Consider the following 21,228-nt stretch of genomic DNA (forward strand, 5'->3'; position numbering starts at 1 on the left):
TGGCGTGGGATGGCGGGAGGCAATCGAGAGCGGCGTTCAGGCCTGTCGGGCTAGACGCGGCAATTGCTGATCCGCCATTATCAACCTCAAGGCTGCCGCGGCAAGCGCGTGGTTGGAATCGTAGACTTTCAGGCCATGGCTTGCGAAATGCGGAATGAGGGTTGAAAGTTCGGTGCAGCCAAGCAGCACCGTATCGACCCCGGCCGCGTGCAACTTCGCCCACAAGTGGTCGAGCTTTTCCAGGCTGTCGGCGCCGACAGAGCTGTGTACCTTGACCTCTTCCAGCACGCTGGAGATCAGCGCTTGATCCTCGCTCGCAAGCCGATAGCAGGCCATGCCCTGTTTTTCGATTTCTCGGCCGTAAAGATCAAAATTCGCCAGCGACGTGGAGGTGAGGGCGGTGACCAGCGAAGCCTGGTGACGGCTTGCGAGAGCCACCGTCTCGTTAACGATATGCGGGACCGGCACAGGCGTCTCTGCCGCCCAGCGATCGTAGAGCAGGTGCGCGGTGTTGCAAGGCAGCACGATCGCGGTGGCGCCCATATCCGCCATTTCCCGGATCGTTTCAGCAATGAATGGCGACGGGTCGCGTTCCCCGAGCTGAAAATATCGCCCGCGGCTCGGCAGCTTTGTGTTGGTGTCGGTCAGCACGCGCGGATAGTGCCAGTCTTTGGTCGCGGGGATGAGGGCGTAGAACGCGCGCAGGAACTCGATGGTCGCCCATGGGGCAACTCCGATCACACCGAGCACACCTTCATCTTCCGGCCAGGAGACCTCGCCACCGAGGGGCAGGATCTTCGGCATCTCAGACTTCCGGCTTGAACCGGTAGATGCGCAGGCGCGTCTCCGGATATTTGTTCAAGGGCGAGCCTTCCTCGAACATGTTCTCGTCACGCTCGATGCTGAAACCGGCTGCGGCGAACAGATCGACATATTGCTCGCGCGTACGATAGGTCGCCGAATAGTTTGACTGCAGGTGTTCCGAAAGCCTGTCGTTGATCTCGTGGCGGCCGACAATGCCGGTTCCGTCGCGAAGCAGGATGATCGAGTTCGAGTGACAGGCCTTGGAGAGGTTGCGCATCAGCGCGTCCGCCTGATCGTCATTCAGATAGACGAACAGGCCGGATATGAAGACGATGTCGTAGCTTCGATCCGCAACGAAATCCTCTGCCGGAGAGACGACGAACTCGACACTTTCGGCACCCTGGCGGATGGCTTCCTGCCTGCCAAGTTCGGCGAGCGGACCGGAATATTCGACGGCGGTGACATTGAGGCCGCCGCGCGCAATGAAGCGGAACGTCCACTGGCCGACACCGGCCCCGAGATCGAGGACCGACTTGCCGCCGACATCACCAAGCCATGCAAAGACCTTTTCGGTCTCGCGGTCGATCTTCAACTCAAGATTCTGCTTGTCCTGCTCGAGATTGACGATGCTTTCAAATGCCACGGACTGGAAGGTCGATGCCCGATCATCCCAGAATCGCTTGACTTTGTCCTTATCGAGCATGTTTCGCACCTCAGTTGACGGTTAGATCGGAAAAGCGTGGAGACAGGAGGCTGAGCGAATGGGCCGATGTTGCCAGTTTCCGGTCATGCGCCTGAAGGGAAACGACGCGGCTGTCGCAGAGGAAGTCGAGATTGAATTCAGTGAATTCGTTGGGCTGCTTGTTCGGGATCGGCAGCACGCGTATGCCAAGCGGCTTGTGCAGCGACAGCGCCATCTGTGCGATGTCGAGCATCAATCCGGCGATTTCTTCCGGGAAACTGTTGCCGCTGATCGGAACCATATCCACCCCGCAACCGCAAACGGCCGACAGGGAGACCAGCGCATCGATATTGACGTTGCGGCGGCTGTTGGCGGACGCAAGTGCATTGTCTTCCATCAGCGAATACATCACGCCGTTGAAACCGACACTCAGTGCATCGCTGTTGCGCAAGGAGGTGCGGATCGCATCGGTAAGGACGCCTGTGATGAACACGCTGCCGTGACTGCCGACCGGCGCGCCGAGCAGGTGCTCGATCAGTGCCGCAACCGACATTTCGCCGTCCGGAAAAGGCGCAAGCGAAGCATCCAGGCCCTTATAGACGGTCCCCGTCCGCTCGGCGATCTGCTGGCCGAGCTGATCGATCCTGCCGAGTGCCTCGCTCAGCCTTTCGACAAAACGATCGCGGAACGTGTCAATTGCAGGTGCGATGCCCAGTTCCTGCACCACGGCAAGCGCGATGCCGGTCGTCTCCAGCGCGAAGCTGAAGGCGATATCCTTGCCCTCATGCCGCGAGAATGGAAAAAAGGGCGAATTGGCCGGGCAGCCACAGGATGCGCCAACACGGAAATTGTCGAAGCCGTTATTGCTCTTGCGGGCGATGCGCGTGACCAGTGCGGCAACATCGTTGACCGCCGGCACGGAAAGCTTGTGCTCGTCCGCCACGATCAGGTTCATGAACAGGCGCGGAAAACGGGTGACGATATCGAGCGCGGTCGCCAGTCGCTGGCGCCGCGGTCCTTCCTCGAGGAAGTTGAACGGCAGGCAGAACCAGCGCACATCGGTTTCCGTCGCCAGATTGTCGATCCAGCGCAGGGTGGAAAGGATCGTGCCTTCGTCTTCACCCTCGATGCCGACCGCCGGAAGAGTATACCGTATCGTGCGCGGCATGACATTCGCCTCGCCGAGGATTTCCCTGGCGACACCAACCAGCGCCTTTGCACCCTCTTCGAGTTCGGCGGGCGATTTCTCTCCGACCGGGATGCCTATCGTTAGCGATCTGATCATTTCTTTCGGCACCATTCCATGAAGTTGAGATAGTCGCCGGGCGTATTGATCTCGACGAAGGGATGGTCCTCGACCGCCACGGAGGCGATCGGCGCGCCGTCGCAAGGCAGGGTCTGGCCGACAAACAGATTGCCGTGGCGAACGCACATCTTCTTCCAGCGATCCAGAAGGTCCTGGTCGCTGATCTTGAACAGGCTGATGGCTTCCGGATGGCGCGGATTGCGCACGGCACCCTGATAGGTTTCCGCGATCGTTCCATCCTCGCGCAGCATGCAGTGGATGGCGGTGAGCGTTCGGTTTTCACGCGCTTCCGTCAGTGCCAGGTCGGCGGGCGCGGCATCGAGCTTTTCGATCAACGGACGATCGAAGAACACGTCGCCCGAGACCACATATGTCGGTCGTTCATCGAGTGCCAGACCGAGGCTCATCGCATTGTTGGTGAGCGCCCAGTCGTAGTTCACGACATAGTCCAGCTGCGGATACTGTTCCATGATCTGGACCGCGCGGAAACCGACGACCACGGTGATCTGCTTGCCGGCAAAAGCGTCGATGGCGTGATCGAGGATGGTCTTGCCGGTTATGGGGTGACGGATCAGGACCTTGGTGTAACCGTCAAGCTGGTGGCCACGTCCTGCCGCCAGAATGATCGCACGCTCTGCACCGCTCATCGCAGGTCGTCCAGGCTGTAGCTGATGGCCGGCAGGTCAGTCGGGAAACGATGCTTCACCGTCTTGTAGGGATAGATGTCGCCGCTCAGTGCCCGTTCGGTGACCATCTTCCAGTCGAATTCGTATTTCCCCGGGCGCAGGCTCCAGATCTCGACTTCGGCATAGCTGAACTTGACGGCCGGAACGCGCTTGAGACCAAGCGCACGCGCCACTTCCATGCGGTGCTGGCCATCCATGACGAGAGCATGCTGGTCGTCCAGGGCAAGCGGCTTGTTCCAGACCTGTTCGTTCAGGACCTTCTCCTTCAGCCACTCGACGCGACGCTTGCTGTAACCCTCGATATGCTTGAGGCTTTCGACCTCGACGAGTTCGACCTTCATCCTATCCTCTATGTCCTGCTGTCACTGCTTCATACTGGTGGCTGGCGTTGCGGTATGCCTCGACGTCATTGTAGGACGCTGCAAAGAACGCGCTGAGATTGAGCTCGCGGCAGGGAAGCGAGCCAAGATTTTCCACCCACGGGGTCATGTAATATTGTGCGATCGTCCTGCCGATCGCCTGCTTGCGGATACGCCGGTCTGCCTCGACTTCCTGACTGCCGACGTAAAGCGTGCCGAGAAGCTTCGACCAGCCTTCGCATCGTTCGTCATATTTCGGAGCGTAGATGATTTCCTCGATCTGTCCGTCCGGATTGGCCTTCAGCGCGCCGCCTGTCAGGTCGCGGTTGTACCGGCCTCGCGTAGACCATTCCGACGCCGTCCGTTCACCCCTGAAAACCCGCTGCCAGCCGGAGGCCTGCATGACGATATCCGTCTCGACGATCTGATAGCCGTTTTGCGGCGCATCGAGCCCATCCACACCGATATCGGTCGACAGGATGTTGGTATCGTCCGCATATCGCTCGTTGAAGACCGTGCGCACAGTCGTGCCATACGTGGCACGGACGAACTCTTCTATGTCGACACTGCGATAACCAGTGACGATCACCACGTCGCGTGGCTTTGCCGCCACCGCTATGTCCAGAATGTGCTCCAAGGCGGGCTTTCCCGCCACGGGCAGAAGCGACTTGTGCGTTTCCCCGGTGAGCTCGGACAACCGGCTGCCGCGGCCGGCCGCAAGAAAGACGATATTCATACCAGGCAACTCACGGCCATGTCGGCACTCCGGAATCTATAAATCCCGTCATGATTTGCACCTTAATCTTTTCCCAGGCTGACTAAGCTTCTTGTGGTGGTTTGGATGATCTCGCCAAACTGCAGGTTGTCCCGCAAGGGACCAGCTCGGGTTGCATTCGGCTTTGCGCGCCCGTTGCCAATCATGCCACGTCAGTTTGGTGCAAGACGTCGGGGGTAGGATTTCCAGCACTCCCGTTCAAGGCTCGTGCAATACCCAATTGAAGGCTCGTGATGGACAACTCTACCGGCGTTATTTCTTCGGATCCCATGAAGGCGATAGAGCAAAAGATCGACGATCTGTCGGCCAAAGTCGCTTCGCTTGTCGAGCGTCAGCAGACCAATGACGACCTCATGCTGGAAATGGTGAACTTTCTCGTTCGATTTCGCGAAGACGTTCTGGAAGGGCAGCAAGCCGGCGGCAAGCGGATCCAGGCGACCGCCGAAGCGGCCGTAGTCAAGGCAAACGAACTGGTCCAGTCAAACGTCAAAGTGGCCGAAGCGGTTTCAAGCGGCTTGCGGGAACTGAGCGCAGCTACCGCCAAATCCTCCGCCGAACAGTTCCGTGGGCTGCAGCAACTGGTCCAGGTGGGATTGCGCAAGCTGCCGGCGACGGGTGGCAAGGTCCGCTGCGTGTTTCTTGTCCATATGATAGAATCCTGGGATGCGCAGATCGACATCTACGAGGCCATGCGTGCGGATGCTCGTTTCGAGCCTGTCGTCGTCAGCATCAATCGCAAATTTCCGGGCGACGTCGGTTATGGCGGCGAGGATGTCGTCAGCAGCAAGCTCAGCGAACTCGGCATCGAACATCTGCGGCTCGGGACGCAGAATCTTGCCGAAGCGCAGGGCGTGTTGCGAAATCTCGCCCCGGATGTGATCTTCCGTCAGTCTCATTGGGACAATGACTATCCACCGGCTTTCAGCACGTCCGAGCTTGCATTCACGCGCCTGTGCGTCGTTCCCTACGGCATGTCCATCGTGCAGAAGTTCAACCCGGCAGAACAGACGCAGCTTGTCTCGCCGATGGCCTTCGACCAACCCTATCACCGGTCTGCATGGCGCATCTTCTGCGAGACGGAGCAGACCAGAGCCTATTTCCAGAGTTTCCGCCATTCGGATCCGAGCAAGTTCGTGCTGTCCGGTTATCCGAAACATGAGCGGCTGATGAAATCCATTGGCCATGGCAGCTGGCCGATCGCCGATACCGGTGAAAAGGCTTACCGGGTAATCTGGGCACCGCACCACTCTCTGGGCAAGACATGGCTGGGCTTTGGTGTCTTCCACAAAATCTACATAGACATGCTGCGCCTGGCCGAGCGTAATCAAGACATGCAGTTCGTGCTGAAGCCGCATCCGGCGCTGTTCTCGCTGATGATCGCCCACAGACTGGTGTCGCAGGCGGATTTCGACGAATTCCGCCGCCGCTGGTTGGCCCTTCCGAACTGCACGATATTTACCGGCCAATATGCCGAACTGTTCGCCGCATCAGACTTGATGCTGACGGATGGCCTGTCCTTCCTGACCGAGTACCAGCTTTTCGACAAGCCGCTGGTTTTCATCGACTCCCAGGACCACGTGCCGTTGAACCACCTAGGCGAACTATCGGTCGAATGCGCCGATACCGTCACCAATATGAGCGAGATCGAGCAGGTGTTGCGGGCCTATGCGGCCGGCAAACCGCTGGGCCACGACGAGGCCCGCGCGCGGCTGCGCGACGTTATGTTCCCGAACAAGCGGCCTTCGGTGGAGGTGATCGTCGATGCCATCGCCGAAGGGCTTGGCGTCGAGGAAAAGGCGATCTCCGCTTAACCGGAGATTGTTTTCCGTCGATGGCAGCCGATCGGTTCGAACGGCTGCCCGCTACCTGCGGCACTGCTTGGGCGTGAAGCCGTAGCGGCGCTTGAAAGCGGTGGAGAAGTTGGCGGCACTCGTATATCCGGCAATATAGGCTGCCTGGGCGATCGGCAGGCTTTCGGTTTCGAGCGCCAGCCGCGCCTGTTCCAGCCTGCGATCGCGGATGTAGTTGAAAACGCTGGTGCCGTAGGCGGCCTGGAACAGCCGCTGCAGGGTGTTGACGCTGACGCCGGTGCTGGCGGCGACGGTCTCGATCGAGGCCAGGGATTTGCAATCGAGCAGCAGTTCCTCGGCGCGTTGCAGGCGTTTGCGTTCCGCCAGGCTGAGTGCGGCCCGTTCGCCCGCCGAGGCATCTTCGGATAACAGGCCGAAAGCTTCCGCAACGACGCCGATGATCCGGCTCTCCATATAGAGTTTTGCCAGAAGCGGCTCGAAGGCCGGCGGATTGATCAGCTGTTCGGCCAGCGCCAGAAGTGCCCGGCTGGGGTTCCATGAGCGGGCGGCAAGCTTCTGCTGGGTAAATCGTTGAAGCCCGACAGCTTCGCCGCCGGCAAAAACGTCGCCGCTTTCCAGCCATTCCGGCATGATCTTGATGGTCAGCTTGCGGGTTCTGTCGCCGGCACCTGCATGGCGGGCAAAAACCTCATGTTCCCGCTGGTGAAACAATGTCGCCGACGGTGTCCATGTGCCGCCACGCTGTTGAACGGGCATCGGGATGTCGAGATTGCCGATCCGGGCGGCGATCCCGCCCTGGAAGAACAGCTTGATACCAAGATGCGGCTGAGCTTCGGTCTTGGTGGTGAAATCGCGCAGGCTGGTCATATCCGAATAATGGAAGGTCAGGCCGCGTCGCACCGTCGTGCGCCGGAACGAGCCCTTCATCAGGTCTTCATTGGCGCCGACATTGCTGTCGAACACCCTGAATGCTTCGTTCGTGGCCTGCAAGTGACCGAAGAACTCGTTCGCCTTCAACATCCTGCTCATTGCCACGCCCTTTCCGACCAAGACCCGCCCAAGACCGGAAGCGCCGCATCTGCCGCAAATGCATATGGCGTTTTTGCAAACATGTTTGCGATGGCCTCAGATATAGGGATGGCTATAAACCGTAAACATGACAAGCGCCATCATGTTTATGTGCTGGCCGTATGCGACGAAATGGCGAGAGGGACGATGAAGAGACCTGCATTTGTGACCGGACTGTTGAGCTCGGTCGTTCTGATCATGGCAACGGGCGCTGCGGCGCAGGAACAGTCGTCCACCGCGCTGAAACCGATCGTTCTGAATTCGGATGGAACCGCGCCGGACGCCGACAAGGGGCCGGTCGCCAAGCGCGCCCGGGCCGGTACGAAGACGGCGACGGCGATCATCGAGACGCCGCAATCGACCAGCGTGGTCACGGCGGAACAGGCCAGCAAACAGGGCGCGACCAGCGTTTCCAGTGCCTTGCGCTACGAGCCAGGCGTCACCACCGGCTCGCGCCCCGGCGACCGGTTCGACAGCATCTTCATCCGCGGCTTCGGCGGTTTCGGCGGCAGCGCCAACTATGTGCATTACTGGGACGGGCTGAAGCTGCCGAGCGGCATCAACTACAACGTCCCCTCCGTCGATCCCTTCTTCCTCGACCGCATCGAGATCATGCGCGGACCTGCTTCGGTCCTCTACGGGTCCGGCAATCCGGGCGGTCTGGTCAATCTCGTGAGTAAGGCGCCGCAAAAGCAAGCCGCAAACGAGGTCTTCACCCGTTTCGGCAATGACGGGCGCGCCGAAACCGGCTTCGATTTCACCGGGCCGGTGGATGAGGAGGGTGATCTTCTCTACCGGGTGACGGGTGTCGGGCGGCTTTACGATCTCGGCTTCGACAGTTCCGACAGCAAGCGGGTGGCGATCGCCCCATCGGTTACCTGGTCGCCGGACGAGGACACGACGCTGACGGTCAAGGCAAGTTATACCCGCGATCCGAATGCCGCGCTGACCAACTGGATGCCGGCGCTCGGAACGCTGCAGAAGAACCCGAACGGCCAGATCCCCACCGACTTCTTCAGCGGCAACCCGAACTACAACACGTTCAGCCGCACCCAGTCGACCGTCGGTTACGAGTTCGAACATCATCTGGATGATGTCTGGACGGTTCGCCAGAACGCCCGCTTCATGCATAGCGAAAGCGAATTCAAGGCCTATTCCGTGGTGCCGAATGCCAATGCCTGGGCTTCGGCGGCAAGCTGCGGCGGCGTCGCCTATCTGTGCCTTGGCCGCCAGTCGACCCATTATGTCGAGCAGTTCAACGCGCTGGCGATCGACAATCAGGCGGAGGCCGACTTCGATACCGGTGCGCTGGAGCACAAGATGCTGTTCGGCCTCGACTATCAGCGGGTCGATGCCCAATCCAGATACGGCACGGGGGCAACGACCTATATCAGCTACCTGAACCCGGTTTATGAGAGCGCACCCGATATCGCCTTTACCGGCCGGCAGGATCAGGTTCGCACCCAGACCGGTATCTATGTCCAGGACCAGATGAGCATAGACAACTGGCATTTCGTGCTGGCCGGCCGCAATGACTGGTCGTCGATCGACAGCGAAACGACGACGTTTTCGACCGGCGCCTCGAAGGAGACCAAGACACGCGATCACGCCTTCACCTGGAAGGCCGGGGTGCTTTACGAGTTCGACAACGGCATCGCACCCTATGCCAGCTATGCGACCTCGTTCGACCCCACAATGGGTACCGGTTATGGCGGCACGCCTTTCGAGCCGACCACATCCGAACAATATGAAATCGGCGTGAAATATCAGCCGGACGGGTTCGACGGCATCTTCACCGCCGCCCTTTACGACCTGACCCAGCAGAACGTGCTGACCACCGATACCGTGCATACGAGCACCAGCACGGCGGTGACGGGCTGCAGCTCGACAACCTGCCAGACGCAGACCGGCGAGGTTCGTTCGCGCGGCGTCGAACTGGGCGCCAAATTCGCCCTGACGGAGGGGCTCAACCTGAGCGCCGCCTATACCTATGCGGATGTCGAGGTGACCAAGAGCAATGTCGCAACCACACTCGGCAAGACACCGACCGGTGCACCGGAACACATGGCCAGCCTCTGGGCGGATTACACGGTCGGTGAGGGCGCCCTGGAAGGCCTGAATATCGGCGCAGGTGTCCGCTATATGGGCTCCACCAACGGCGATGCGGCCAATACCCGCGCCATGAAAGTACCCGCCTACACGCTGTTCGATGCCTCGGTCAGTTATGATTTCGGTCATTCCGATCCGAAGCTGAAAGGGCTCGAACTGGCGGTCAACGCGACGAACCTGTTCGACAAGGACTATGTTTCCGCCTGCGCCTCGGCCTATCAATGCTTCCTCGGCACGGGCCGTGTGGTGATGGCGACCGCGTCCTACAAATGGTGAGGCAGAACCGATGAACCACCGCCCGTTGTCCCTGCTGATCACGATCGTCGCGACCGTCCTCTTCGCCGCAAGCGCAAGAGCCGATATCCTCGTCAACGACATCAGGGGCAACATCGTGGCGCTGAAAGAGCCGGCCCATCGCGTTGCGGTTGATGACGGGCGCACGATCCTTGCCATGTCCTTCCTGACCGATGACCCGGTCGGGCTGGTGGCGGCCTGGCCGCATGACGTCGACCGCATGGGCCGCGAGATCTATGATGCCTATCGGCGGAAATTCCCGGCGATCGAAACACGTCCGCGCCTTGCCAGTAACGCGCAGGAAATGAATGTCGAGCAGATCCTCGGCGTCGATCCGGATGTCCTGTTCCTCTCGACCGCCTCGCATGTCAGCGAGATGCAGCTCGACCAGATCAGGAAAAACGGCATTGCCGTGATCTTCGTCGATTTCCAGACGGATCCGCTCGAAAACACCGATCGCAGCCTGCAGATCATCGGCAAGGCGATCGGCCGCGATGCCGAGGCGCAGCGGATCGTTTCGCTGCGCCAGAGCGTGCGGCGACGTATCGAAAAGCGCCTGGACGAGGCAAAAGGATCGGCGCGGTCGCCCGGTCTTGCCGGCCGGGCGAAACCGGTCGTGCTGATGGAGCCTCACGCATCGACGCGTGAGGCGTGCTGCAATTCGCCGGGAGATGCGGGCATCGGCACATTTCTCCGCCTGATCGGCGTCGATAATGTCGGCCATGTCCTTGGCGACCGGCCTGCGGGCAAGCTCGATCTGGAATATCTGATCACCGCAAGGCCGGATGTCTATGTCGCCACAGGCGGCCTTTACATGAGGGATCGCGGCGGCCTTCTGATCGGGCCGGGTTTCGAGGAGGCGCAGACGGCGGCGTCGCTTAAGGCGCTGACTGAACGGCCGGGCATCGCCGCGCTCGAACTGAAACCCGAAGCGTCTCATGGCCTTTCGCAGCAACTGTTCAACTCGCCGCTCGATATCATCGCGCTGGAACTGCTTGCAAAATGGTGCTGGCCGGAAATTTTCTCCGATCTCGATCCGGGGGAAACGATGCAGGAGATGAACCGGATGGTGGCGGTTCCACTGGAGGGACGATATTGGACTCGATAGACAATTATCCGAAGAACGGCGCCGGGCTCTGTCTGCCGGACATCACGACATTCGATATGGTGACGGATGACGGGCAGCGTGCCTACCAGATCTTCGTCTCCGTTCCGAAAGGCGATGTCCCGCCATCGGGCTTTCCGACCGTCTACATGCTGGACGGCAATGCCGATTTCGTCGCGGTTTCCGAGATCATGCGCCGGGTCACGCGGCGACCGGAAGCGACCGGCATTCATCCGGCGATCGTCGTCGGGATCGGATATCCCAATACCGCTGCCTACGACCTCGATCGGCGTTATGTCGACTTCACCCTTGAAGGGCCGGCCGGAAGCGGCGAGCAGGATGTCATTCCCCCCAATGGCGGGCAGGCCGATTTCATCGATTTCATCACCCGCCGCCTTCTGCCGCTGATCGAGAAGCGTTTCCCTTCCGATCCGCAGCAACGCCTGCTGCTCGGCCATTCGCTGGCCGGTTATTTCGCCCTGGAAGTGGCAGCACAACATCCGGATCTGTTTTGTGGTTATGCGGGTTTCAGCCCGTCCTTGTGGTGGGACGGGGAGGGGCTGTGGCAAAGGTTTGAGGCCGGCGCTCTGACGGCCGGAAAATCCAGGCTCTATATTGCGGTCGGGCGCTACGAGCAGGAAACTTCGCCGTGGCAGGCCGCTCACGCGGAAAGCGAGGACTATCTGGCGGTGCGCGAAGGTCGCCGGATGGTGGACAGTGCCCGTGACCTTTCAGCAAGGCTTGGCGGATTGCTCGGTGATGGCGGGCGTATCCGTTTCGAACTCGGCGATGAGGAAGACCATGCGACTATCGTCCCGACCTTCCTCTGTCGGGCACTCCGCTTCATCCAGCCGCGATAATCCCTGCCGTCTTAAGATCAGATCGGCTGCCGGCCGCCGCTGAGCCCGGCGGCAACCACCGAGACGCGGAACTTCCCGTCGAGATTGGGATCGAAGATCGCGCCAACGACGATATCGGCATCCGCTTCCACTTCGTCGCGGATCCGGCTTGCCGCCTCGTCGACTTCAAACAGCGTCATGTCCGATCCGCCGGAGATCGAAATCAAGACGCCTCTTGCGCCCTTCATCGAGATTTCGTCGAGAAGCGGGTTGGCGACGGCAGCTTCGGCGGCGGCCAGCGCACGGCCATCGCCGGATGCCTCGCCGGTGCCCATCATTGCAGGTCCCATGCCGCGCATGACCGACTTGACGTCGGCGAAGTCGAGATTGATCAGGCCTTCCTTGACGATCAGGTCTGTAATGCAGCCGACGCCGGAATAAAGCACCCGGTCGGCGAACATGAAGGCATCGGCAAAGCTGGTCTTGGCATCGGCGATGCGGAAGAGGTTCTGGTTGGGAATGACGATGACGGTGTCGGCCGCATCGCGCAGCGCCTCGATGCCTTCGTTGGCGGTCTTCATCCGGCGCTGGCCTTCGAAGGTAAAGGGCTTGGTGACGACGGCGACCGTCAGGATGCCCGCAGAGCGGGCGGCCTGGGCGATCACGGGTGCCGCACCCGTTCCCGTGCCACCGCCCATGCCGGCGGTAACGAAGCACATATGCGAACCGGCGAGGTGGTCCATGATCTCGTCGAGCGATTCTTCCGCGGCTGCCCGACCGACATCCGGCAGCGAGCCGGCGCCGAGGCCTTCCGTCACCTGCGTGCCGAGCTGGATGCGTCGCGATGCCTTGGAGGTGGCGAGAACCTGGGCGTCGGTGTTTGCGGCGACGAATTCAACGCCGCGCAGGTTTTCCGCGATCATGTTGTTGATCGCGTTGCCGCCACCGCCGCCGACGCCGATCACGGTGATCTGCGGCTTCAATTCGATAAGTCCGCTCTTGATATCCGCCATCGTCGTCTCCTTACGGCTGTCACCTGTCGTCCTGGGTCAGACGACGAATCGCGCGCGAGGGTATCTGTCCAACGTGTCGGAAACTAGGAGTAATCCTGCACGATAGATCTCAAGCGTCATCTTTGTGCATAAACGTTGTGCCGCCGCTCTTTTGCCGCGTCGAAAGGCCGGTTCACCCACTTTGTCTGATGGTCATGCAAGCCCGTGAATCGATCGAATGTGGATCGGCCGATAAGTTGTTCGACAATCGACAAAATGGCGATACCATGTTTTCGACCACACTCACCCGGCCGGCGCGGGAAACCTCGCCCTCCCTGATGGACGCAATTGGAGAATGCCCATGACGAAGTCTCACCCCGCCGATCTGACAGCCAAGGAAGCCGCAAGGCTGGTCGCCGCAAGAGCGCTGTCGCCGGTGGAAATGGCAAAGGCCAGCATCGAGCGGGTTGAAGCGCTCGATCACGCGATCAATGCCGTCGTCGCCAGCAATTTCGACCGGCTTCTCGACGAGGCGAAGCTTGCCGAGCAGAAGGTGATGGCGGGCGAACCGCTCGGGGTCCTGCATGGGGTGACATTCGGCGTCAAGGACATGATCGACGTTACCGGCCTGCCGACGACCTTCGGCTCGGAAATCTATCGGGACAATATTGCCACCACGGATGACGCGATGGTCACCGCGATGCGGGCCGCCGGTGCCATGCCGCTCGGCAAGACCAACAATCCCGACTGGAGCGCCGGCGCCAACACGATCAACAAGGTCTATGGCGCGACCGGAAACCCGCATGATCCGACCAAAAGTGCTGCCGGCTCTTCCGGCGGGTCGGCGGCCGTGCTTGCCGCGCGCATGACGCCGCTTGCCACCGGCTCGGATCTGGGCGGCAGCCTGCGCAATCCGGCGGCCTTCTGCGGTGTCGTCGGTTATCGGCCGTCGCCGGGCGTGGTGCCGGGCGATCTGCGCGCCATCGGACTTTTCCCGCTGTCGACCAGTGGTCCAATGGCCCGCAATGTCGCCGATCTCGGCCTGATGCTGTCGATCCTTGCGCGGCCGGACCGGCTCGATCCCTATACGATCGTGGTCGATGGCAGGACCGCATGGAACCCCGCCGATTTCGCCGATCCGGCGCCGCTCAATCTGAAGAAGCAGCGCGTCGCTTTTACCGAGGATTTCGGTTTTGCTCCGACGGAGACGGTCGTGCGCGATGCCTTCCGCAAGATCGCTGCAAAAATCGCCCCCTATTTCGGCAGGTCGGATGCGAGGCATCCCGTCTCGGATGATGCCGACCGGATCTTTTCGGTTCTGCGTGCGGTCGGCTTCGTCGGTCATGCCCGTTATCTTGCTAACGATGCCGACAAGATCGGGCCTAACGTGAAGGCCAATATCGAGGAGGCGTTTACCTATGGCGTGCAGGATGTCTATGACGTGCTGGCCGCCCAGACCACTTATTACCGCAACTGGCAGCGTTTCTATGATGACTGGGATTTCGTCCTTTGCCCGGCGGTGACGATCAGCCCGCGCGATTGGCACGAACTTTATCCGACCGAGATCGACGGCAAGCAGACCAAAAGTTATTACCACTGGCTCGCCATGGCCTATGCCTCGACGCTTGCCGGGCATCCGTCGATCACCATACCGGTCGGGCGTGACGCCATGGGCATGCCCTTCGGCTTGCAGATCGTCGGTCGGCGTCATGACGATCTGGGCGTGTTGCGCATGGCGGCCGCTGTCGAGGCGCTGCTGGCCGGCGATGCGGACCTTAGCGTACCTGAGGTCGATCTCGCCAAACTGGCCGCCTCTTCCCCGATCAAGGACATTCCAGGGTTCATGCCGGACTGGTAATTGCCATCGGCGATCCGTTTCAGCCTTGTGCGCTTTCCGGCGAAAATAATGGCAGTAAGCGCACGGGTGATATAGAATCCTGCCCATGGATTCGATCGCACCTGCAGTTTCGACAGTGAGGGAATGGGCACCGTTCCGGCCGGCATGGGCGCTGCCCGCCGGGCGGGAGGTTGGTGATGCCGATGCTGCGTTTGCCGCGGGTATTGCGCTCAAATCGCTCGACGAGCTCGTACGCAGCCAGCCACGCTGGGCGGGCTGCTGGCGTGCGCGGCAGGCACTCACATGTGCCGCCGTTGCCACCCGACTGCTTGGCCGGGGTGAGGAGGAAGCGGCGATCCGCGATGCGGCGCTTTTGACCGCGGCCGGCAATGATGCAGGCCCGGCCGGCCGCCTGTTCGTTGCCTACAAAAGGCTGACTGCACGAAAGCCCGTCCTGTCGTCGGCATCGATCGCCGACATCGCCGCCGCTCTGGGTCTTGCACCGGGCGCCTGGCTTGCGACCATCGTCGATCAGGCCGATGCGGCGCTGCAGTCGGGCCGGGCGGCGCCGCTTGCAGCCGCCGAACTGGTGACAGCGATCGTTGCAACACGTCCGGAGGCGGAACCGCTCGCCTGGATTTTGGCCGACATGCTGATCGCGATCCTGTTGACCTGGGAGCGCCCGGTACCCCTGCTGATCGCCGAACGTTACGGGCCGGCTTTCCGTGGCCGGACGGGTGCCGCCGCGACGCGCGGTCGTATCCGTCCCGCAGAGCCTGCCTTTCCACGTTCCGTCTGTCTGGCATTTGTCGAAGCGGCAGGTTCGGCGTTACGATCTGCAGGCGAGATATCCCGACGGGCAGACAGGCTCATGACTGCTGCCGAGAGGCTGCGCACCAAGGGCGGCGAGGCCGTGATACGCCGTCTGCTGGAAGATGATGCGCTGCTTGCCTCGGCACCCGGCGCCGATTTGTCCCGCTGGGCGAGCACCCGCATGTTCGAGCGGCTGCAGGGTCTCGATGCAGTACGTGAACTCTCCGGCCGGACGTCATTCCGGCTTTACGGGTTGTGACGATGGTGGCGCGCGAGGCGGCCGGAATGGGCGGCGGCGAACGCCGCAAGAAGGCGCAGACACAGGACGAGCGCCTGATCGACCGCGAACTGGAGGATCTGCCGGCCGATCTGCGCTGGCGCGAATGGATGCTGCGTATCGAGGCGGTCATCTTCGCCTCGTCCGAGCCGGTCACACGCGACATGCTGGCCCGAGTCGTCGGCCGCGATTGCAGCATCGACCTGCTGATCGACGATCTCTCCGAGGAGCTGCGCGAACGGCCTTACGAACTGGTTCTGACGGCCGGCGGCTGGCACTATCGTACCCGCAGGCGTTTTGCCGATGTCATCCGCGCTTCCTCGGCGCCGACGCGTTCGGCCGCCGCGACGCTGTCCGAATTCGAGGCGATGCTGCTGATGGCGATCGGATATTTTCAGCCGATTACCCGGGCGGAACTTGGCAAGATCTTCGGCCGCGACGTGTCGCGCGACACGATCTCCGCCCTGCGTGGGGCCGGTTTTATTGCCTCCGGCCCGCGAAGCCCAACGCCGGGCGCACCTTATAGCTATGTGACGACGAAGCAGTTCCTGTCCGCCTTCGGTATGCAGACGCTGCGCGATCTGCCGGATATCGAGGCATTGACGGATGCCGGGCTGCTGGGCCGCGAGGAGCTCCAGCCAGATGCCGGCCAGTCTTTCGGAGATGAATTCGACGACGAATGATCGTCCGGACTGGCCTGTTAAACGTCATCCTCCAGGTTGCGCATGGACTGGCGAAGCAATCTTTCGAAGGCCGAGGCGGCGGGCGAGAGCTGGTGATCGCGATTGGCGAGAAGCTGCAGGGTTCCGCTGGCCAGCAGGTCATCGTCGATTGCAATGGCTGAGAGCCTGTAGCCTGGCCGCACCATCCTGCCGGACATGTCCGCCATGATCGCCACTGCCCTTGCCTGCTGCAGGAAAGCCAGCCTCACCGGAACGGAATCGCTTTCGAGCGCGATCTGCATCAGGGGCAGGGCGGCCCGACGCACCGCCTCGTCGATCAGCATGCGGGTCGGAGATCCGGCCGGCGGCAGGACCAGAGGCCAGGGCGCCAGATCCTTCAGCGTGCAGGTGCGAAGCTTGCCCCCGAGGTCATCAAGAGGTCTGACCAGAGGATGGTTTTCCTCGACAAGCGCCACCAGCGGCACATGGCTTTGCGCCCGGATGATGATATCCCGGTCATGCGGCGCATTATAGGCCACCGCCAGTTCAACGATGCCTTCCCGCAAAAGCGAGATCACCTTGGAGGAATTGCCGACGCGAATATCGAAGGAAATCGCCGGATATTCCTTCTGCATCCGCTGCATGGCCGCCATCAGCAGCCCTTCGGCCACCGGTTCGATGGCCGAAACGGCAACCTTGCCGGTCGTCAGCCCGTTCAGCGCGCTGATATCGTTACGGGCGCTCGCCAGCTGATCCATGACGCCGCGGGCGCGCCTTGCGAGCATCTTTCCTGCCTCTGTCGGCCTGACGCCGCGCGGCAGCCGCATCAGCAGCGAAACACCGAGTTCCTTTTCGAGATTGCCGATCTGACGACTGAGCGCCGACTGGGCGATATGCAGGTCCTCCGCCGCGCCGCGCATCGAGCGGGCTTCGACCACGGCGAGAAAATAACGGAGAGCATCGATATCCATGCGGCATGATAACCGATCTCAAAACGGCATCGCAAATGCTTTCTCGATGAGATTGGTGAGGTGGCGCAGTCATGCTCTAGTCACGCCGACAGATGAGGTAGCAGATGATAGTTGGAATTGATGTCGGCGGCACGTTCACCGATCTGGTCGTGTCCGAAAAAGACGGCACGGATTTCGTCAAGGTGCCTTCGACGCCCGACGATCCCGGCCGTGGCGTCATCGACGCGCTGACCGCCCTTGCCACCCGCCGGCAGAAGACGCTGGCTGAACTGCTTCCCGAAATCGAGGTTTTCATTCACGGAACGACGGTTGCCACCAACACGCTGATCCAGCGCAACGGGGCAAAGCTGGGGCTGATCACCACCCGCGGTTTTCGCGACCTGCTGGAACTGAAGGAGGGCTCGCGCGGCGATCGCTACCGGCTGCGCCGTGCAGAGGCGCAGCCCTTGATCGACCGGCCGCAGCGGCTCGAGCTCGGTGAGCGGATCATGGCGGACGGCTCTGTTGCCTCCACACCGGACGAAGCCGAGTTGCGCGACGTCATCGAAACGTTGCGGCGCGATGGCGTGATGGGCGTTGTCGTCTGCCTCCTGCATGCATACCGCAACCCGGCGCATGAACAGCTGGTCCTCGATGCCATCACCAGGAGCGGCTGGCAGACCTATGTCTCGCTCGGCAGCGATATCCTCAGCCGGCAGGGCGAATATGACCGGCTGTCGACCGCGACGGTCAACGCCTATGTCGGTCCTGTCCTGCAGGATTACCTGAAGCGCCTTTCCGGTGAACTGTCGAGCCAGGGTATCGGTGTGCCGATCTTCGTCATGCAGTCGACCGGCGGGGTCCTGCCGATCGCCGAGGCTGGCCGGCGCGCGGTCGGTGCGGTGACGAGCGGGCCGGCCGGCGGTGCCATGGGGGCTGCCCTGTTTGCCCGTGAACTCGGGATCTCCAATCTCGTCACCTATGACACCGGCGGTACCAGCACCGATATCTGCGTCATCGAAAACGGCGTGCCGATCGAAAGCCAGCGCAGCGACATGGGCGATCTGCGCATCGCGGTTCCGGCGATCGACATCAATCCGATCGGGATCGGTGGCGGCAGTCTCGCGCGGATCGATTCCGGCGGCATTCTTGCAATCGGGCCTGAAAGCGCCGGCGCCGTACCGGGAGCTGCCTGCTTCCTGCGCGGCGGCACCCGCCCGACACTCACCGACGCAAACCTCGTACTCGGGCTGATCGATCCGGACAATTTCCTCGGCGGCAAGATGAAGCTGTCGCTCGATGCCGCCCGCCGGGCAATCGATGCCCATATCGCCGGACCGCTGGCGATGAGCATCGAGGAGGCCGCCTGGGCCATCCATGTTCTGGCCTCGTCGCAGATTGCCGAAGGCATTCGGTTGGCCACCGTCAAGCGCGGCAAGGACCCCCGCGATTTCGCGCTGATGTCGTTTGGTGGTGCCGGCGGACTGCATGCAAGCGAGGTTGCCGCTGAGTTGCAGATCCCCAAGATCGTCATTCCCGAACTGGCCTCCGTGCTGTCGGCCATGGGTTTCCTGGCAGCCGACGTGCGCCAGGACAGACAGCGCAGCATCGACCGGCCCTTGCGCGAGATGAGTGCCGAAGTCCTGCAGACACTTTTCGACGAGTTGCTGGACGAAGCGCGCGAGCAACTCGAGGCAAGCGGCGTCGGTACCGAGAACATGCGGGTGACGCGTCATCTGGAATGCCGGTATGCCCGGCAGGTCCACAGCCTTGCCGTGGATGTCAGCGACGAGCGCGATCCCGCCCGGATGGAAGCGGCCTTCGTCGCCAACTACAAATCGCTCTACGGCCATGCCCATGATGCCGAGCCGGCGATCATCGACACATTGCGGGTGTCGGTCTTCGGCGCCTTGCCGCAGATCCGCCTGGCCGACCTGCCGCAGGAGCCGCCGGAAACCTGGCCGGATGCGGCCCCCGTCGAACGGCAGATCTACCTCGGGCGGCCCGTCACCGCAAAAACCTACCGGCTGGAAAATCTCCGCCGCGGCATGATGCTTTCGGGTCCGGCCATCATCGAGTCGTCTTCGACGACGATATTCGTACAGGAAGGTTTTTCCGTCGGGCTCGACCGCAAGGGCAGCCTGCATCTGGAAGGAGGCCGATAATGTCTGCGGCACACACTCTCAGTCTCAATCCGCTGGTCATTGCCATCGTCCGCCACAAGCTGAAGGCGGTGACGGAGGAAATGGTCGAGACCATGACGCGCACCTGCTTCTCGCCGATCCTCAACCAGAACCAGGATTTTTCGGCCGTCATTCTCGATGCCGGCTTCCGCACCATTTCGCAGGCCGAACGCGTGCCGATCCATATGGGTGCAATGCCGCTCGCGGTGGAAAAGATGGCGGAAGCCTTTGCCGATGATCTGGGCGAAGGCGACGTGCTGATGGCGAATGACCCCTATTGGGGCGGCAGCCATCTTCCCGACATCACGCTGGCCATGCCGTTTTTTCTGCAAGGCCGGATCTGGTTCTGGGTGGCTTTGCGCGCCCATCAGGGCGATATCGGCGGCATGGCGGCGGGCGGTTATGCGGCAGAAGCCCGCGAGATCTGGCAGGAAGGGCTTCGCATCCCGCCGGTCAAGGCGGTCAGCGGCGGCCGTCTGCGGACCGACGTGTTGCGCATGGTTTCCGAAAATTCGCGCCGTCCCGGCGATCTCAACGGCGACATGATGGCCCAGCTGGCAGCGGTCGAAGTCGGCGCTCGACGCCTGAACGAGCTGTTCGAGCGCTATGCGGCAAGCGATGTCGATGGCGCCGTCGAGGCGATCCTCAACGGGGGCGAAGGCAATATGCGGGCGCTCCTGAAGACCTGCGAGGATGGCACCTATCGCGGTCTCAGCCACATGGAATATGCCCGAGCCGAAGGCGGGCTCCTGCCGATCCCGGTGACGATCACGATCCGGGACGGGCATGCCGTCGTCGACCTGACCGAGGCGCCGGATCAGGTTGCGGCCTTCATCAACAGTCCGCTTGCCAATACCCGCGCCGCCGTCATGGTCGCGTTCCTGTATTTCTCCGGCGAAGATGAGGGGCTGAACGACGGCAGTGCACGCGCGATCGAGATCGTCACCCGCAAGGCCAGCCTGCTCGATCCGGTCGTGCCGGCGCCGGTCGGAGCCTGCACCTCGTCGACGGCCTGCGCCATCATCGAGGCGGTGCTGCAGGCGCTGAGCACGGCGGATGCTTCCCGCGCGATCGGCGGCTTTGCCCGCCGTTTCCGCTTTGCGGTTTCCGGCAGGGCGCGCGACGGAAAACCGTTCATCTGGCACTATTTCTTCAACAAGGGCGGTACCGGCGGCAATCTCGGCCATGACGGCTGGAGCAATATTGGCGGGCTGCACAATCCCGGCGGAACACCATCCCCCAGCATCGAGCGGACCGAGGCGAGTTATCCCTTCGTCGTCGAGGAATATTGCCTCGTGGCCGATACCGGCGGTGCCGGCACCCATCGCGGCGGGCTGGGCGGGCGTCTGGTCCTGCGCTACGAGGGCGCCGACGATGCAATCGTCAACGCTTCCGGTGAAGGGGTCGATGTCGTGCCTTACGGAGCCGCATCCGGCGAGAATGCGCGTGGTCACGACTATCGCATCGGGACGGCGGACGGCAAGGACAGGGTGATCGGCGTCCATGACAGCGCGCTGCCGCTCGAGCGGGGCGGACGGATTGTCTGCCTGTCGGCCGGCGGTGGCGGATACGGCGACCCGAAAAAGCGCAGCCGCGAGGATGTCGGCCGCGACGTGCTGTTCGGTTATGTCAGCGAGGATGCGGCAAAAACCGTTTACGGCTGCGATCCCGCATGA

General features: G+C 61.8%; 18 protein-coding genes. 9 read left to right on the forward strand and 9 right to left on the reverse strand.

All coding sequences use genetic code 11. The features are described 5' to 3' along the window. Positions 1–36 precede the first annotated feature (36 nt). From AC2GXZ_RS27875 to AC2GXZ_RS27900, 6 genes are read right to left on the reverse strand one after another with little or no spacing between them, the layout of a single operon-like run. Positions 37–804, reverse strand: a complete 768-nt coding sequence (locus AC2GXZ_RS27875; protein WP_483762507.1) for an aspartate/glutamate racemase family protein — start codon at positions 802–804, stop codon at positions 37–39. A gap of 1 nt (position 805) precedes the next feature. Beyond that, positions 806–1,507 carry a class I SAM-dependent methyltransferase gene (locus tag AC2GXZ_RS27880; protein ID WP_483762508.1) on the reverse strand — a complete coding sequence of 234 codons (702 nt, stop codon included), beginning with the start codon at positions 1,505–1,507 and terminating at the stop codon, positions 806–808. Between the two features lie 10 nt (positions 1,508–1,517). Beyond that, a complete protein-coding gene (locus AC2GXZ_RS27885; RefSeq protein WP_483762509.1) occupies positions 1,518–2,771 on the reverse strand; it encodes a DUF711 family protein in 1,254 nt (417 codons plus the stop codon). Next, positions 2,768–3,439, reverse strand: a complete 672-nt coding sequence (locus tag AC2GXZ_RS27890; RefSeq protein ID WP_483762510.1) for a phosphocholine cytidylyltransferase family protein — start codon at positions 3,437–3,439, stop codon at positions 2,768–2,770. Before AC2GXZ_RS27890 ends, AC2GXZ_RS27885 begins: the two co-directional genes overlap by 4 nt. Next, a complete protein-coding gene (locus AC2GXZ_RS27895; protein WP_483762511.1) occupies positions 3,436–3,819 on the reverse strand; it encodes a hypothetical protein in 384 nt (127 codons plus the stop codon). Before AC2GXZ_RS27895 ends, AC2GXZ_RS27890 begins: the two co-directional genes overlap by 4 nt. Before the next feature lies 1 nt (position 3,820). Then, a complete protein-coding gene (locus tag AC2GXZ_RS27900) occupies positions 3,821–4,573 on the reverse strand; it encodes an NTP transferase domain-containing protein (protein WP_483762512.1) in 753 nt (250 codons plus the stop codon). Between the two features lie 272 nt (positions 4,574–4,845). Between AC2GXZ_RS27900 and AC2GXZ_RS27905 the strand changes: the two genes are divergently transcribed. Then, positions 4,846–6,423, forward strand: coding sequence for a hypothetical protein (locus tag AC2GXZ_RS27905; protein WP_483762513.1), 1,578 nt, complete (start codon positions 4,846–4,848; stop codon positions 6,421–6,423). Between the two features lie 51 nt (positions 6,424–6,474). Here the strand turns inward: AC2GXZ_RS27905 and AC2GXZ_RS27910 are convergent, their stop codons facing one another. Continuing rightward, complete coding sequence (locus tag AC2GXZ_RS27910) at positions 6,475–7,452, reverse strand: helix-turn-helix domain-containing protein (protein ID WP_483762514.1); 978 nt, start codon at positions 7,450–7,452, stop codon at positions 6,475–6,477. A gap of 186 nt (positions 7,453–7,638) precedes the next feature. On the opposite strand from AC2GXZ_RS27910, the gene AC2GXZ_RS27915 reads away from it, so the two are divergent. Genes AC2GXZ_RS27915 through AC2GXZ_RS27925 form a run of 3 tightly spaced genes read left to right on the forward strand, consistent with a single transcriptional unit; the run spans position 7,639 to position 11,859 of the window. Next, positions 7,639–9,876, forward strand: a complete 2,238-nt coding sequence (locus AC2GXZ_RS27915; protein WP_483762515.1) for a TonB-dependent siderophore receptor — start codon at positions 7,639–7,641, stop codon at positions 9,874–9,876. Between the two features lie 10 nt (positions 9,877–9,886). Further along, positions 9,887–11,002, forward strand: coding sequence for an ABC transporter substrate-binding protein (locus tag AC2GXZ_RS27920; protein ID WP_483762516.1), 1,116 nt, complete (start codon positions 9,887–9,889; stop codon positions 11,000–11,002). Continuing rightward, on the forward strand, positions 10,990–11,859 hold the full coding sequence (locus tag AC2GXZ_RS27925; RefSeq protein WP_483762517.1) for an alpha/beta hydrolase: 870 nt from the start codon (positions 10,990–10,992) through the stop codon (positions 11,857–11,859). The genes AC2GXZ_RS27920 and AC2GXZ_RS27925 overlap by 13 nt, the downstream gene beginning before the upstream one ends. Before the next feature lie 17 nt (positions 11,860–11,876). Here AC2GXZ_RS27925 and ftsZ read toward each other — a convergent pair whose 3' ends face one another. After that, positions 11,877–12,851, reverse strand: a complete 975-nt coding sequence (gene ftsZ / locus AC2GXZ_RS27930; protein ID WP_483762518.1) for a cell division protein FtsZ — start codon at positions 12,849–12,851, stop codon at positions 11,877–11,879. A gap of 340 nt (positions 12,852–13,191) precedes the next feature. Between ftsZ and AC2GXZ_RS27935 the strand changes: the two genes are divergently transcribed. The 3 genes from AC2GXZ_RS27935 (at position 13,192) to scpB (ending at position 16,440) form a co-directional block, all read left to right on the forward strand. Next, the gene (locus tag AC2GXZ_RS27935) at positions 13,192–14,688 is read left to right on the forward strand and encodes an amidase (RefSeq protein ID WP_483762519.1); all 1,497 of its coding nucleotides are present in this window, start codon (positions 13,192–13,194) and stop codon (positions 14,686–14,688) included. 85 nt (positions 14,689–14,773) lie between these two features. After that, on the forward strand, positions 14,774–15,739 hold the full coding sequence (locus AC2GXZ_RS27940) for a DUF1403 family protein (protein ID WP_483762520.1): 966 nt from the start codon (positions 14,774–14,776) through the stop codon (positions 15,737–15,739). 2 nt (positions 15,740–15,741) lie between these two features. Continuing rightward, positions 15,742–16,440, forward strand: a complete 699-nt coding sequence (gene scpB / locus AC2GXZ_RS27945) for an SMC-Scp complex subunit ScpB (protein ID WP_483762521.1) — start codon at positions 15,742–15,744, stop codon at positions 16,438–16,440. A 17-nt stretch (positions 16,441–16,457) separates the two neighbouring features. Here scpB and AC2GXZ_RS27950 read toward each other — a convergent pair whose 3' ends face one another. Continuing rightward, the gene (locus AC2GXZ_RS27950) at positions 16,458–17,390 is read right to left on the reverse strand and encodes a LysR family transcriptional regulator (protein WP_483762522.1); all 933 of its coding nucleotides are present in this window, start codon (positions 17,388–17,390) and stop codon (positions 16,458–16,460) included. 104 nt (positions 17,391–17,494) lie between these two features. Here AC2GXZ_RS27950 and AC2GXZ_RS27955 point away from each other — a divergent pair, with 104 nt between their 5' ends. Then, entirely contained in the window at positions 17,495–19,534 is a 2,040-nt protein-coding gene (locus tag AC2GXZ_RS27955; RefSeq protein ID WP_483762523.1) for a hydantoinase/oxoprolinase family protein, read from the forward strand. Further along, positions 19,534–21,228, forward strand: coding sequence for a hydantoinase B/oxoprolinase family protein (locus tag AC2GXZ_RS27960; protein WP_483762524.1), 1,695 nt, complete (start codon positions 19,534–19,536; stop codon positions 21,226–21,228). The genes AC2GXZ_RS27955 and AC2GXZ_RS27960 overlap by 1 nt, the downstream gene beginning before the upstream one ends.

It is taken from the genome of Aliirhizobium sp. YIM B11859 (genome assembly GCF_057163345.1).

What these genes read in the sequence shown, in the direction of transcription:
- AC2GXZ_RS27915 (WP_483762515.1), top strand. Translation starts at nt 7,639, where the DNA reads ATGAAGAGACCTGCATTTGTGACCGGACTGTTGAGCTCGGTCGTTCTG.
- ftsZ (WP_483762518.1), bottom strand. Translation starts at nt 12,851, where the DNA reads ATGGCGGATATCAAGAGCGGACTTATCGAATTGAAGCCGCAGATCACC.
- AC2GXZ_RS27955 (WP_483762523.1), top strand. Translation starts at nt 17,495, where the DNA reads ATGATAGTTGGAATTGATGTCGGCGGCACGTTCACCGATCTGGTCGTG.
- AC2GXZ_RS27880 (WP_483762508.1), bottom strand. Translation starts at nt 1,507, where the DNA reads ATGCTCGATAAGGACAAAGTCAAGCGATTCTGGGATGATCGGGCATCG.
- AC2GXZ_RS27905 (WP_483762513.1), top strand. Translation starts at nt 4,846, where the DNA reads ATGGACAACTCTACCGGCGTTATTTCTTCGGATCCCATGAAGGCGATA.
- AC2GXZ_RS27920 (WP_483762516.1), top strand. Translation starts at nt 9,887, where the DNA reads ATGAACCACCGCCCGTTGTCCCTGCTGATCACGATCGTCGCGACCGTC.
- AC2GXZ_RS27950 (WP_483762522.1), bottom strand. Translation starts at nt 17,390, where the DNA reads ATGGATATCGATGCTCTCCGTTATTTTCTCGCCGTGGTCGAAGCCCGC.
- AC2GXZ_RS27940 (WP_483762520.1), top strand. Translation starts at nt 14,774, where the DNA reads ATGGATTCGATCGCACCTGCAGTTTCGACAGTGAGGGAATGGGCACCG.
- scpB (WP_483762521.1), top strand. Translation starts at nt 15,742, where the DNA reads ATGGTGGCGCGCGAGGCGGCCGGAATGGGCGGCGGCGAACGCCGCAAG.
- AC2GXZ_RS27935 (WP_483762519.1), top strand. Translation starts at nt 13,192, where the DNA reads ATGACGAAGTCTCACCCCGCCGATCTGACAGCCAAGGAAGCCGCAAGG.
- AC2GXZ_RS27910 (WP_483762514.1), bottom strand. Translation starts at nt 7,452, where the DNA reads ATGAGCAGGATGTTGAAGGCGAACGAGTTCTTCGGTCACTTGCAGGCC.
- AC2GXZ_RS27875 (WP_483762507.1), bottom strand. Translation starts at nt 804, where the DNA reads ATGCCGAAGATCCTGCCCCTCGGTGGCGAGGTCTCCTGGCCGGAAGAT.
- AC2GXZ_RS27885 (WP_483762509.1), bottom strand. Translation starts at nt 2,771, where the DNA reads ATGATCAGATCGCTAACGATAGGCATCCCGGTCGGAGAGAAATCGCCC.
- AC2GXZ_RS27890 (WP_483762510.1), bottom strand. Translation starts at nt 3,439, where the DNA reads ATGAGCGGTGCAGAGCGTGCGATCATTCTGGCGGCAGGACGTGGCCAC.
- AC2GXZ_RS27895 (WP_483762511.1), bottom strand. Translation starts at nt 3,819, where the DNA reads ATGAAGGTCGAACTCGTCGAGGTCGAAAGCCTCAAGCATATCGAGGGT.
- AC2GXZ_RS27900 (WP_483762512.1), bottom strand. Translation starts at nt 4,573, where the DNA reads ATGAATATCGTCTTTCTTGCGGCCGGCCGCGGCAGCCGGTTGTCCGAG.
- AC2GXZ_RS27960 (WP_483762524.1), top strand. Translation starts at nt 19,534, where the DNA reads ATGTCTGCGGCACACACTCTCAGTCTCAATCCGCTGGTCATTGCCATC.